At 72.7% G+C, this 12,660-nt stretch carries 12 protein-coding genes; 9 read left to right on the plus strand and 3 right to left on the minus strand.

Annotation, left to right across the window (positions count from 1 at the left end):
• Nucleotides 1–228 precede the first annotated feature (228 nt).
• Nucleotides 229–750: a hypothetical protein gene (locus SACTE_RS27805; protein ID WP_019993046.1), complete on the minus strand. Its 522-nt coding sequence runs from the start codon at nt 748–750 to the stop codon at nt 229–231.
• A gap of 406 nt (nt 751–1,156) precedes the next feature.
• On the opposite strand from SACTE_RS27805, the gene SACTE_RS27810 reads away from it, so the two are divergent.
• Nucleotides 1,157–2,497: a hypothetical protein gene (locus SACTE_RS27810; protein ID WP_014049342.1), complete on the plus strand. Its 1,341-nt coding sequence runs from the start codon at nt 1,157–1,159 to the stop codon at nt 2,495–2,497.
• Here the strand turns inward: SACTE_RS27810 and SACTE_RS27815 are convergent.
• Nucleotides 2,435–2,755 carry a hypothetical protein gene (locus SACTE_RS27815; protein ID WP_014049343.1) on the minus strand — a complete coding sequence of 107 codons (321 nt, stop codon included), beginning with the start codon at nt 2,753–2,755 and terminating at the stop codon, nt 2,435–2,437. The genes SACTE_RS27810 and SACTE_RS27815 overlap by 63 nt on opposite strands.
• A 41-nt stretch (nt 2,756–2,796) precedes the next feature.
• Nucleotides 2,797–3,711: an isocitrate lyase/phosphoenolpyruvate mutase family protein gene (locus SACTE_RS27820; RefSeq protein WP_226995189.1), complete on the minus strand. Its 915-nt coding sequence runs from the start codon at nt 3,709–3,711 to the stop codon at nt 2,797–2,799.
• Nucleotides 3,712–3,933: 222 nt separating this feature from the next.
• Here SACTE_RS27820 and SACTE_RS27825 point away from each other — a divergent pair, with 222 nt between their 5' ends.
• The 8 genes from SACTE_RS27825 (at nt 3,934) to SACTE_RS27860 (ending at nt 12,601) form a co-directional block, all read left to right on the plus strand.
• Nucleotides 3,934–4,776, plus strand: a complete 843-nt coding sequence (locus SACTE_RS27825; RefSeq protein WP_014049345.1) for a nitrilase-related carbon-nitrogen hydrolase — start codon at nt 3,934–3,936, stop codon at nt 4,774–4,776.
• Nucleotides 4,773–6,056, plus strand: coding sequence for an aspartate aminotransferase family protein (locus tag SACTE_RS27830; protein ID WP_014049346.1), 1,284 nt, complete (start codon nt 4,773–4,775; stop codon nt 6,054–6,056). The genes SACTE_RS27825 and SACTE_RS27830 overlap by 4 nt, the downstream gene beginning before the upstream one ends.
• Nucleotides 6,057–6,096: 40 nt before the next feature.
• The gene (gene hydA / locus SACTE_RS27835) at nt 6,097–7,488 is read left to right on the plus strand and encodes a dihydropyrimidinase (RefSeq protein ID WP_014049347.1); all 1,392 of its coding nucleotides are present in this window, start codon (nt 6,097–6,099) and stop codon (nt 7,486–7,488) included.
• Nucleotides 7,489–7,596: 108 nt separating this feature from the next.
• Nucleotides 7,597–8,370 (plus strand): AraC family transcriptional regulator, encoded by a 774-nt coding sequence (locus tag SACTE_RS27840; protein ID WP_014049348.1) that lies wholly within the window; start codon nt 7,597–7,599, stop codon nt 8,368–8,370.
• 253 nt (nt 8,371–8,623) lie between these two features.
• The gene (locus SACTE_RS27845) at nt 8,624–9,667 is read left to right on the plus strand and encodes an iron-siderophore ABC transporter substrate-binding protein (RefSeq protein WP_014049349.1); all 1,044 of its coding nucleotides are present in this window, start codon (nt 8,624–8,626) and stop codon (nt 9,665–9,667) included.
• Entirely contained in the window at nt 9,664–10,707 is a 1,044-nt protein-coding gene (locus tag SACTE_RS27850) for an iron ABC transporter permease (RefSeq protein ID WP_014049350.1), read from the plus strand. The genes SACTE_RS27845 and SACTE_RS27850 overlap by 4 nt, the downstream gene beginning before the upstream one ends.
• Complete coding sequence (locus tag SACTE_RS27855) at nt 10,704–11,756, plus strand: iron ABC transporter permease (RefSeq protein ID WP_014049351.1); 1,053 nt, start codon at nt 10,704–10,706, stop codon at nt 11,754–11,756. Before SACTE_RS27850 ends, SACTE_RS27855 begins: the two co-directional genes overlap by 4 nt.
• Nucleotides 11,753–12,601, plus strand: a complete 849-nt coding sequence (locus SACTE_RS27860) for an ABC transporter ATP-binding protein (RefSeq protein WP_014049352.1) — start codon at nt 11,753–11,755, stop codon at nt 12,599–12,601. Before SACTE_RS27855 ends, SACTE_RS27860 begins: the two co-directional genes overlap by 4 nt.
• Nucleotides 12,602–12,660: the final 59 nt, after the last annotated feature.

Genomic DNA, 12,660 nt, shown 5'->3' on the forward strand with positions numbered 1-12,660 from the left:
CGGGGACGTGGGTGGAGTGCGGGTGTGCGCGGGTGCGGGGCGAGCTGGGCGACTGCGGTCCGATGACCTGCTTTTTCCCCCATGCGGTGATCTGTTTCCAGACACCCCCAGCGGCTGAACGCCGGTGGCGGCCGGCCCGGGCGGAGTGCGCGGGCCGGCCGCCATCGGCCTACCTGGTGGTGCGGGTCCGGTCGGGACCCGGCCCATGTGCCGGTCGGACGGGCGGGGTCAGGCGCAGAGCACGCGGGTCTCGGGGGTGTGGACAGGGCCGCCGGTGGCGTTCGCGCTGTCGCTGAACTCCGCGTAGTAGTACGAGTAGAAGCCGATGTCCCCGTTGCAGCCGGAGTCTTCCGCGATCTTCAGGGTCAGGGTGACCGTCCGGGTCTGACCGGGGGGCACGGTCGTGCCGTAGTTGCCGCCGAGGTTCGCGGGCCCGGTGCCCGAACAGGGGGTGCTGCCGGTGGCGGTGGCCAGGCTGCACCCGGTGAAGCTGTACTTCAGGTCGGGGCGCTGGGTGGTCAGCCAGGTCGGGTCGATCGTCTGGTGGACGAACCAGATGTCGTAACTCCGGTTGTTGGTGAGCGTCATCGACAGGTTCACCGTGCCGCCCGGCACGGTGGTGGCGGTGTCGGTGGTGAAGGTCAGCTCGGCCGGCTCGGCCGCGTTCGCCGCCGGGGCCAGGCCGAACAGGGCGAGGAAAAGGGCGAAGACGGAGGCGAGTCCCAGGCGTCTCATCTGTGTGCGTCGCATGGCCGGAGGCTATGAGAGCCGCGACGGGATCGTCTGCCGGTCGGCGGACCGTCCGTGCGACGCGGCCGGAAGTGTTCGTGGCGTGAAGGTCATGTGACGTCGCCTTCACGAGATGATCTCAGGCGTGTTTCCGCACGACGCGGGGGTCCGGAGCCCGCCCGCCCCCTCACCCGCCGGCTGCCGCGCCCCCGGGCGGGCGGTGCCGAGGCAATGGCGCATACCGAACGCCCGTGACCCTCCGTGCCCGGCCGTGCGTGAGGCGTCGCCCACCGGCCGGGGAGCGCATCCCACGCGCCCCGACCCGCCCGCACCACACCGGAAAAGAGCGCGTAGCCCCTCCGTAACACCCCTGCGGTCGAATGCCAGCGGTCTGGAAGCTTCCAGGCGGCGGCCGGCGAGGGCGACGGTGACAGTGGACCGACACGCGGTGGAAGTAAGGACGTTCGCGCGCTACCTGCGCGACCTCGCTGCTCTGCTCGACCCGGGCAGGGGCTGGTACGGGGTCTTCGTCGCACGCGACCCCGAGGGCATGCGCGCCTGCCTCGACGGCACGGAGGTGCCGCCCTGGGATGTGGTCGAGTCCCTCCTCCAGGACCTCGCCGCCGTCCGGGGGGCCGGTGTCGCGGCGCAGGAGTCCGTCCGGGCCGCCGCGTTGTACACCGAGTCCGCCACCGCGCACGACCGGCGTCCCGGCGGACGCCGGGCGCTCGCCGACCGGCTCGACCTGATGCTTCGCGAGCAGGCCGCCGCCGCACAGCGCCTGCGGGCCGCAGGCCCGGTGGCGGGCGGCCCCGACGCCGAGCCGGAGGAGGCCGCCTGGGCCCGGGACGACCTCGCCCGTGCCACGGCGCGCTGCGCGGAACTGAGCCACCGTCTGGCCGCGGTGGGGAGCACCGTGCCCGACGGCTGGTTCCGGACGGCGGACGCCGTGCCCCCGCCCGCGCCCGTCCGGTCGCCACCGGCCCCGGATCCGCACCGTCCGGAGGACCCTCACGCGCCCCACGTCCCGGCGCCCCGGCGCGAGCGGAAGAGGCCGCGCGGGGCCCGCTTCGCGGGCCTGGACGCGGAGGACGGCACGGAGACGGCCCCCATCGCCTCGCCCGTGCCCGTCCCGCCACCGCCTCCGCCCACGACGTCCGCGCCCCGGGGCGCCCGCTACGGCGGTGCCCCGGCCCGGCGGGCTGACGCCGCACCGCCCGCCCCGGAAGCCGACCCGGCCGTGCTCCGGGCCGCCGATGAGACCGTCGGGATGCTCGTGCGGCTGCGCGCGGAGGGCCGCACCGGCGAGGCGCACGCCGTGCTGTGCGAGGCGGCCGACGGGCCCGCCGGGCACCTGCCCGTGCTCGCGGTCGCCCTGCACCGGGCGGGGCTGGCCGCGGACTGGGCCACCCTGCTGTGGGAGCTCTCCTCGCTGCCGCCGACCGCCCTCGCCGCGGCGGCCGGTGCGCTGGCCGCCGCCGGGCGCTCCGATGACTGCGCACAGGTGCTGCGTCAGGGCGTCGCACGGCCCGCCCGGGAGATCGCCGACGCGGTGGCCGCCCTCGGCCTGGCCGGCCGGCAGCCGGAGGCCCTGGCGCTGCTGGGCGCCTTCGTCCGCGTACGCACGCCACAGGACGCGGCACGCCTCGCCGAGGCCGGGGCGCACGACCTGGTCCCCCAACTCCTCGCGGCGGCCCGGGAGGTGTCAGCGGCACGGGAACGGGACGTGTTGCACGCGCTCCGGGTGGCGGGCATCGCCACCCCGTGAACCCCCGCCCCGCCGCGCGGACTGCTCGACGAAGACGCCCGTACCACCGGCGGCCGTGGCCTGGCTGCCGGGGCTGATCCCGCCCAGGAGGTTCCCCGGGCAGCCCGGGGCGTCGTACACGAGGACGACCGTGTCCGTCCGGTTGTCGATCAGGGAGTGCGCTCCCTCCGGCTCCGACTCGTGGCCGCCCAGTGTCATGGCGCCCGGGGCCAGCTCGCTGACGCGCACTCCGGTCCGGCCGAACAGTGTGCGACGCACGGGGTTCCCCTCGCTCGGATGCCTCTCGGCTCCCCGGGAGGCTACGAGTTGGAGGGCGCTCCGGGGCAAGCGCCCGAGAGCCGTTGCACCGCGGCGTAGGACGGGGTGACCGGATCGGCGTGCCGGCCGCCGTCCCGGACCGAGGCCGCGGTGGCCAGGGCCGCCGCCAGGGCGCTGCGGTAGAGCAGCGAGCCGAGGCTGACCCTGCGCACACCCAGCCCGGCCAGATCCGCGACGGTGGGGCCGGCCGGTGTGTACAGGATGTTCAACGGCACGGTGAGGGCCGCCGTGAGCGCCGCGATGCCGTCCGGCTCGGCGAGACCCGGCACGAAGACGCCGTCCGCGCCCGCCTGTTCGTAGGCCGCGAGGCGGGTCGTGGTCCGACCCTTCTCCTGGCCCAGCCAGTGCGTGTCGGTCCGCGCGTTCACGAACAGTCCGGGCGTGGCCGCCTTGACCGCGGCGATCTTCGCCGCGTGGAGCTCCACCGGGGCGAGCGTGCCGTCCGGGCGCCCGTCCTCCAGGTTGATCCCCGCCGCGCCCGCCTCGTACAGCTCCCGGGCCAGCGCGGCCACCGCCTCCACGTCGTCGCTGAAGCCGCCTTCGGCGTCGACGCTGAAGAGGAAGGAGTCCTGCCCGAGGCGGCGCGCCAGGGCCAGCGTCACGTCGCGGGTGGCCGCCGCCCCGTCCGGCAGCCCCGCGGCGGCGGCCACGCCCAGGCTGGTGGTGCCGATCGCGGGGAAACCCTGCCCGGCCAGCGCGGCCGCCGAGGCGTGATCCCAGGCGTTGGGCAGCAGCAGAGGGGCGCGGTCCCGCTCGTGCAGCAGGGCGAAGGGCGACGGCGGGCCCCCGGCCGGCCGCGTGTGGGCGTCGGGTCCTTCGGGTCCTTCGGGTTCTTCGGGTCCGGTGGGGCCGGTGGTGCCGTCGGGGCCGGCGGGCCCGTGCGTCATGGGCGTCATACCCCCGACGCTAGGCCGGGAACGGTTCGGCCGCGCCCGAACCGTTCCCGGCCCGTTCAGGGGTGTGGACCGCTCGGGTGCGAAACGCGATCGACCCCGCCGGTTCACGGCGATGGTCTTGCCCCGCTGTGGGGCGAGGCTTACGGTCTCCCCCTATGCACCGTGTCTACGGGTGTAGAGATCGCGTAGAGGCTCTCTGACGCCGCGTCGAAGGAGCAGCTCATGTCCGATGTCGTACGCGCCGCACTCGTCCAGGCGACCTGGACCGGCGACACCGAATCCATGATCGCCAAGCACGAGGAACACGCCCGTGAGGCCGCCCGGCAGGGCGCGAGGATCATCGGCTTCCAGGAGGTGTTCAACGCCCCCTACTTCTGCCAGGTCCAGGAGCCCGAGCACTACCGCTGGGCCGAGGCCGTGCCCGACGGGCCGACCGTCCGGCGGATGCGGGAGCTGGCCCGCGAGACGGGCATGGTGATCGTCGTCCCGGTCTTCGAGCTCGAACAGTCCGGCTTCTACTACAACACCGCCGCGGTGATCGACGCCGACGGCTCGTACCTCGGCAAGTACCGCAAGCACCACATCCCGCAGGTCAAGGGCTTCTGGGAGAAGTACTACTTCAAGCCCGGCAACGCCGGCTGGCCGGTCTTCGACACCGCTGTCGGCAAGGTCGGGGTGTACATCTGCTACGACCGGCACTTCCCCGAGGGCTGGCGCCAACTCGGCCTGAACGGCGCCCAGCTGGTGTACAACCCGTCGGCCACCTCGCGCGGCCTCTCCAGCTACCTCTGGCAGCTGGAACAGCCCGCGGCCGCCGTCGCCAACGAGTACTTCGTCGCCGCGATCAACCGCGTCGGCCAGGAGGAGTACGGCGACAACGACTTCTACGGCACGAGCTACTTCGTCGACCCGCGCGGCCGGTTCGTCGGTGAGGTCGCCGATGACAAGGCGGAGGAACTCGTCGTCAGGGACCTGGACTTCGGCCTCATCGATGAGGTGCGGCAGCAGTGGGCGTTCTACCGGGACCGCCGTCCGGACGCGTACGAGGGGCTGGTGGAACCGTGACCGGACTGCACGAACGGCACCTGGCCGTCAGCCCCGAATGGCTGGCCCTCTACTACCGGCACCCCCTGGAGCTCACCCACGGTGCGGGCCGGCACGTCTGGGACGCGGACGGCAACCGGTACCTCGACTTCTTCGGCGGCATCCTCACCACCATGACGGCGCACGCCCTGCCGGAGGTGACCAAGGCCGTCTCGGAGCAGGCCGGCCGGATCATCCACTCCTCGACGCTCTACCTCAACCGCCCCATGGTGGACCTCGCCGAGCGCGTCGCAGGGCTCTCCGGCATCCCCGACGCCCGGGTCTTCTTCACCACCTCGGGCACCGAGGCCAACGACACCGCCCTGCTGCTCGCCACCGCCTACCGGGGGTCCAACCAGATCCTGGCGATGCGCAACAGCTACCACGGGAGGTCGTTCTCGACGGTCTCCGTCAACGGCAACCGGTCCTGGTCGCCCACCGCGCTGTCGCCGCTGCAGACCCTGTACGTCCACGGCGGGGTCCGCCACCGCGGCCCGTACGCGGACCTGGGGGACGCCGAGTTCATCCGGGCCTGCGTGGCCGATCTGGAGGACCTGCTCGGGCACACCAGGAAGCCGGCCGCACTGATCGCCGAGCCCGTGCAGGGCGTCGGCGGCTTCACCGCACCGCCCGACGGGCTCTACGCCGCGTTCCGGGAGGTGCTCGACCGGCACGGCGTCCTGTGGATCTCCGACGAGGTGCAGACCGGCTGGGGCCGCACGGGCGACCACTTCTGGGGATGGCAGGCGCACGCTGCGAGCGGGCCGCCGGACATCCTGACGTTCGCCAAGGGCATCGGCAACGGCATGTCCATCGGTGGGGTCGTGGCCCGCGCCGACGTCATGAACTGCCTGGACGCCAACTCCATCTCCACCTTCGGCGGGTCCCCCGTCACCATGGCGGCCGGGCTGGCGAACCTCTCCTACCTGCTGGAACACGACCTCCAGGGCAACGCCCGCCGTGTCGGCGGGCTGCTCATCGAGCGCCTCAGGGCGGTCGGCGCGCGCTCACCGGCCGTACGGGAGGTGCGCGGCCGGGGTCTCATGATCGGCATCGAGCTGGTCAGGCCCGGCACCGACGAGGCGGATCCGGACGCCGCGGCGGCCGTGCTCGAAGCCGCCCGCGCGGGCGGACTGCTCATCGGGAAGGGCGGCGGCCACGACACCAGCGTCCTGCGCATCGCACCACCGCTCTCGCTCACCGTCGCCGAGGCCGAGGAGGGCGCGTCCGTCCTGGGCGAGGCGCTGCGGGCGGCCGGATGAGGCGGGATCCCCGCTTACCCGATGTGAAGGGAGAAGAGCTGTGGCACGCACTCTGATCACCGGCGGCCTGGTCGTCACCGCTTCCGACGAGATGCACGTGGACGTGCTCGTGGACGGCGGCAAGGTCGTGGCCCTCGCCACCCACGGCAGCCACGGATGGACCGCCGACCACGTCATCGACGCCACCGGGAAGTACGTGATCCCCGGCGGCGTCGACGCCCATACCCACATGGAGATGCCGTTCGGCGGCACCACGGCCTCCGACACCTTCGAGACCGGGACCCGGGCGGCGGCCTGGGGAGGCACGACGACCGTGGTGGACTTCGCGATCCAGCCCAAGGGCGGCTCGCTCCGCGAAGGGCTCGACGCGTGGCACGAGAAGGCCGAGGGCCGGTGCGCGATCGACTACGCCTTCCACATGATCATGTCGGACGTCGACGCTTCCTCGCTGAAGGAGATGGACCGGCTCATCGAGCTCGGTGTCACCTCCTTCAAGCTCTTCACCGCCTATCCCGGGGTCTTCCTCTCCGACGACGGCCAGATCCTGAGGGCCATGCAGCGCGCCGGTTCCAACGGCGGACTGGTGATGACGCACGCGGAGAACGGCCTGGCCATCGACGTACTCGTCGAACAGGCGCTGGCCCGCGGTGAGCGGGACCCGCGGCACCACGGCGAGGTGCGCAAGGCGCTCCTGGAGGCGGAGGCCACCCACCGCGTCATCAAGCTCAGCCAGGTCGCGGGCGCGCCCGTCTACGTGGTGCACGTCTCGGCCAGGGAAGCCGTCGCGGAGCTGGCGAGGGCCCGGGACGAGGGGCTCCCGGTGTTCGGCGAGACCTGTCCGCAGTACCTCTTCCTGTCGACCGACAACCTGGCGGAACCCGGCTTCGAGGGGGCCAAGTACGTCTGCTCCACCCCCCTGCGCCCGGCCGACCACCAGGAGGCGCTGTGGCGCGGACTGCGGACCAACGACCTCCAGGTGGTCTCGACGGACCACTGTCCCTTCTGTTTCAAGGGGCAGAAGGAGATGGGTTTGGAGGACTTCTCGAAGATCCCGAACGGACTGCCCGGCGTCGAGAACCGCATGGACCTGCTGCACCAGGCCGTCGTGGACGGCCACATCGGCCGGCGCCGCTGGATCGACATCGCCTGCGCGACCCCGGCGCGCATGTTCGGCCTGTACCCGAGGAAGGGCACGATCGCCCCGGGCGCCGACGCGGACATCGTCGTCTACGACCCGCACGCGGAGCAGACCCTCTCCGCCGCGACCCACCACATGAACGTCGACTACTCGGCGTACGAGGGCAGGAAGGTGACGGGCCGGGCGGAGACGGTGCTCTCCCGCGGCGTCCCGGTGATCGCGGACCGGGCGTACGTCGGCCACGCGGGGCACGGCACCTACCTGCCGCGCGGACTCTGCCAGTACACGGACTGACGGGGCCGAAGGCCGCTCCTCGCGGGGCCCTCGGTACGGTGGGGCCATGCGCCCCGCCCCCGCCGGCCGCGGCCCCGCGCCGCTCGCCCGCGTACCGGGGGCCGCGACGTGACCCGAGAGACCCGCACCGTGCCCGACCCCGCGCCGAGCGCGGCGGGGGCACCGTTCGTCATCCACGGCTACGAAGAGGTCGTCGCCCGCGACACCAGCTGGAACGCGCACGCCCACCCCTGGGACGAACTGCTCTGGAACGAACGGGGCGCCTCCATGGCCGTGGTGGGCGCCAAGGCCTGGACGATCACCCCGACCCTGGGCCTGTGGATGCCCGCCGGGACCGTCCACTCCGGCTCGGCGGTCGCCGGCACCTGGTTCCGCGCCGGCTTCTTCGGCCGCGCCACCACACCCTCCCTCTCCGACGTGCCCGTCGCCGTCGAGATCACCCCGCTGCTCCGTCTGCTGCTGGAGCGGCTCGGTGACTCCGGACTGACCCCCGGGTCACGGGCGTCGACGGAGACGATGATCCTCGACGTACTCACCCCGTCGCCCCGCGAGTTGCTGGTCCAGGTCCCCACCTCCCCGCTGCTGCGCCCGATCGCCGACGCCGTGCGCGAGAACCCCGCCGACCGCCGGACGCTCAGCAACTGGGCCACCGAGCTGGGGGTGAGCCCCCGGACGATCACCCGTGCCTTCAACGCGGAGACGGGCACCAGCTTCGCGCGCTGGGTCGCCGGGGTCAGGGCGCAGCACGCCGTCGCGCTCCTCTCCCGGGGGTGGGAGGTGGACGTCGTCGCGGAGGAGGTCGGCTACCGCTCGGCCAGTGCCTTCGGGGCGGCCTTCCGGCGGACGACGGGGATGACCCCCGGAGTGTTCCGGGCCCGCTGAGCGCCCGACGGCCCCCTCGCCCGGCCGGACGGCCCCCTCACCGACCGGGGCCTGACGCACCCTCGATGTCCCGATCGCTACAGCGCGTGTCGCAAAAGAGTGATTGCGACAATCATCTGACTTTCATAAGGTTCAAAGGCAAGCCTTACCTAAGTCCGCTTGCACGAGTACGGTGCACCGCTCCACGACCGCATCCGCGACCCATACGTGCGAGGTCCGGCACCCTCACCCTCCGGAAGTGGAGTACCGACCCATGCGTTCCAGTCGCCTTCGTGCCGTCGCCGTCGCGGCGGCCCTGCTGCTGGGCCTCACGGCCTGCGGCGGGGAGTCCGACACCGAGAAGGAGGAGAGCGCCGCCGCAGCCGGATCCAGCGCCTCCTTCCCGGTCACGATCAAGCACGCCCTCGGCACGACCACGATCCCGTCGAAGCCGAAGCGCGTGGCCACGGTGAACTGGGCCAACCACGAGGTGCCGCTCGCCCTCGGCGTCGTCCCGGTGGGCATGGCCGCGGCGAACTTCGGCGATGACGACGACGACGGCATCCTGCCCTGGGTCGAGGAGAAGCTGACCGAGCTGCACGCCGACACCCCGGTCCTCTTCGACGAGACCGACGGCATCGACTTCGAGGCCGTCGCCGACACCGAGCCGGACGTCATCCTCGCCTCGTACTCCGGTCTGACCGAGCAGGACTACCGGACGCTCAGCGACATCGCTCCCGTGGTGGCGTACCCGGAGGCGGCGTGGGCCACGCCCTGGCGCGAGATCATCCAGATGAACAGCAAGGCCATCGGCCTCGCCGACGAGGGTGAGAAGCTGATCGACGAGGTCGAGGGCGACATCGCCGAGACCGTCGCCAAGTACCCCCAGCTCAAGGGGAAGTCGGCGATGTTCATGACCCACGTCGACCCCAACGACGTGAGCGAGGTCGGCTTCTACACCGCGCACGACACCCGCACGCTGTTCTTCGAGGACCTCGGCCTGAAGATCCCGGGCAGCATCGCCGAGGCGTCCAAGAACACCAAGCAGTTCGCGCTGACCAAGAGCGCGGAGCAGATCGACGCGTTCGACGACGTGGACATCATCACCGGCTACGGCGACGACAAGGGCGAGCTGCTCACGACCCTGAGGAAGGACCCGCTGCTGTCGAAGATCCCCGCCGTGGAACGCGGCTCGGTCTACCTCCTGCCCGGCAGCGCCCCGTTGGCCACGGCGGCCAACCCCACGCCGCTGTCGATCTCCTGGGTGCTGGAGGACTACGTGGCAGCGCTCGCCAAGGCCGCGGACAAGGTCAAGTGACGACGGTCGGCACCCGACCCCTGCCGGACGCCGCCGTGGTGCGGCGTCCGGCGCGTGTCCGGATTCTGTGGCTCCTGTTCACCCTCGTCGTGCTCGCGGCCGTCATGGTGGCCTCCGTGGCCATCGGCTCCCGCACGGTCGCCTGGTCCGACGTCTTCAGCGCGCTCGGCGGCTCGGACGGCTCGCTGGAGGAGGCGGCGGTCACCAAGCGGATCCCGCGCACCCTGCTCGCCGTGGTCGTCGGCGCGGCCCTCGGCCTCTCCGGCGGCGTCATGCAGGGCGTGACCCGCAACCCGCTGGCCGACCCGGGGATCCTCGGCGTCAACATGGGCGCGTCGCTCGCCGTCGTCTCGGCGGTCGCGTTCTTCGGCCTCACCTCCCCGACCGGGTACGTCTGGGTCGCCATGGCCGGGGCGGCCCTCTCGGCCGTCTTCGTCTACACCGTCGGCTCCCTGGGCCGAGGCGGCGCCAACCCCCTCAAGCTCGCCCTCGCCGGCGCCGCCACCTCCGCGGCGTTCGCCTCCCTGGTGACCGCCGTCGTCCTGCCCCGCAACGACATCTCGGGAGCCTTCCGGCTCTGGCAGATCGGCGGTGTCGGCGGTGCCTCCTACGAGCGCATCGGGCACGTCCTGCCCTTCCTCGGCTTCGGATTCGTCGTGTGCCTGCTGTCGGCCCGGGCGCTGAACTCGCTCGCCCTGGGCGACGAACTCGCCGCCGGACTCGGCGAACGGGTGGCCGTCGCCCGGGCCACGGCCACCGTCGGCGCGGTCGTGCTGTGCGGAGCGGCCACGGCGGCCGCCGGGCCGATCGCCTTCGTCGGACTCGTCGTCCCGCACGCGTGCCGCCTGATGGCGGGCGTCGACCACCGCTGGCTGCTGCCGTTCTCCGCGGTCACCGGCGCCGTGCTGCTGACCGCCGCCGACGTCGTCGGACGCGTCGTGGCCCGGCCCTCGGAGGTCGACGTCGGCATCGTGACGGCGCTGATCGGCGCCCCGTTCTTCATCTACACCGTCCGCCGCCAGAAAGTACGTGCCCTGTGAGCGCCCCCGCCGTCACCCGGCCGTCCGTCCTCCACGGCGTCACCCGCGGGCGGGTCCGCAACGCCCGCCACCGGCGCCTCGTCGTCGTCGTCCTGGCGGTACTCGTCGTCGCGGGTTTCGCCGTGACCCTGATGGCCGGACAGACCTTCTACCCGCCCCGCGACGTGGTCCGCGTGATCCTCGGCGAACAGGTCCCCGGTGCCTCGTTCACCGTCGGACGGCTGCGCCTGCCGCGCGCGGTGCTCGCGGTGGTCGCCGGATCCAGCTTCGGCATGGCCGGCGTCACCTTCCAGACCATGCTCCGCAACCCGCTCGCCAGCCCCGACATCATCGGCATCAGCTCGGGGGCGAGCGCCGCCGCGGCCATCGCGATCGTCACCCTCTCGCTCGACGAGGTCCAGGTGTCCGTCCTCGCGATCATCGCGGCCCTCGTCGTCGCCCTGCTGGTGTACGCCCTCGCGTTCCGGGACGGCGTCGTCGGAACCCGCCTCATCCTCATCGGCATCGGGATCGCCGCGATGCTCGACAGCGTCACCTCCTACGTCCTGTCCCGGGCCGCCGAGTGGGACCTCCAGGAGGCCATGCGCTGGCTGACCGGCAGTCTCAACGGAACGAGCTGGGACCAGGCCGTACCCGCCCTGGCCGCCCTCGCCGTGCTCGCCCCCGTCCTGCTGTCCCAGGCGCGGAACCTCTCCACGATGCAGCTGGGGGACGACACCGCCTCCGCCCTCGGCGTACGCGTCGAACGCACCCGGATCACGGTCATCGTCGCCGCCGTCGGCCTGATCGCGTTCGCGACGGCCGCCGCCGGTCCCATCGCGTTCGTCGCGTTCCTCTCCGGCCCGATCGCGGCCCGGCTGGTCGGCGCGGGCGGCTCCCTGCTGGTGCCCGCCGGACTGGTCGGTGCCCTCCTGGTGCTCGCCGCCGACTTCACCGGCCAGTTCGCCTTCGACACCCGCTACCCGGTCGGAGTCGTCACGGGTGTGCTCGGCGCGCCCTACCTCGTCTACCTGATTGTCCGTACCCATCGGGCTGGAGGCTCGATTTGACCACGTCCCACTCCCTCACGGCCGAGGAGCTCACGCTCGGCTACGGCGACCGCGTCGTCGTCGAATCCCTCGACCTGGCCGTCCCGCCCGGCGAGGTCACGGTCATCGTCGGGGCCAACGCCTGCGGGAAGTCGACGCTGCTGCGCTCGATGTCCCGGCTGCTCGCGCCGCGCGAGGGCCGGGTACTCCTGGACGGCAAGCAGGTCCACCGCATGCCCGCCAAGGAACTCGCCCGCACGCTGGGGCTGTTGCCGCAGTCACCGATCGCGCCCGAGGGCATCACCGTGCTGGACCTGGTCGGTCGCGGGCGCCACCCCCACCAGGGCGTCTTCACCCGGTGGAGCGAGAAGGACGACGCCGCCGTGGCGTCCGCCCTGGAGACCACAGGGACGGCGGAGCTCGCCGACCGCGCCGTGGACGAGCTGTCCGGCGGACAGCGCCAGCGGGTCTGGATCGCCATGGCGCTGGCGCAGCAGACCGATCTGCTGCTGCTCGACGAGCCCACCACCTTCCTCGACGCCAGCCATCAGATCGAGGTCCTCGACCTGCTGACCGACCTGAACCGGACGCGCGGGACGACCGTCGTGATGGTCCTGCACGACCTCAACCTCGCCGCCCGGTACGCCGACCACCTCATCGCCCTCGCCGCGGGACGCATCCACGCCGCCGGGACGCCGGCCGAGGTGCTGACCGAGAAGACCGTCGAGGCGGTCTTCGGCCTGGAGAGCCGCATCATCGAGGACCCGGTGTCCGGCAAGCCCCTGATGCTCCCCATCGGCCGGCACCACATGCTGCCGGAGACCGGCGTGACCGGGTCACCGGAGCCCGAGGAGGCGGTGCGCTGAGGGCCTGCCGGGTGGTCCCCGGCCGGAATGGCCCTTGAGGCGACGGACACGGACCCGCC

Origin of the sequence: Streptomyces sp. SirexAA-E (assembly GCF_000177195.2) — a bacterium.
In the GTDB taxonomy this organism is placed as follows: domain Bacteria; phylum Actinomycetota; class Actinomycetes; order Streptomycetales; family Streptomycetaceae; genus Streptomyces; species Streptomyces flavovirens.

Bases quoted from the DNA above. Each gene is read 5' to 3' on its own strand.
- SACTE_RS27805 (WP_019993046.1), bottom strand. From the start codon at position 750: ATGCGACGCACACAGATGAGACGCCTGGGACTCGCCTCCGTCTTCGCC.
- SACTE_RS27820 (WP_226995189.1), bottom strand. From the start codon at position 3,711: ATGACGCCCATGACGCACGGGCCCGCCGGCCCCGACGGCACCACCGGC.
- SACTE_RS27825 (WP_014049345.1), top strand. From the start codon at position 3,934: ATGTCCGATGTCGTACGCGCCGCACTCGTCCAGGCGACCTGGACCGGC.
- SACTE_RS27845 (WP_014049349.1), top strand. From the start codon at position 8,624: ATGCGTTCCAGTCGCCTTCGTGCCGTCGCCGTCGCGGCGGCCCTGCTG.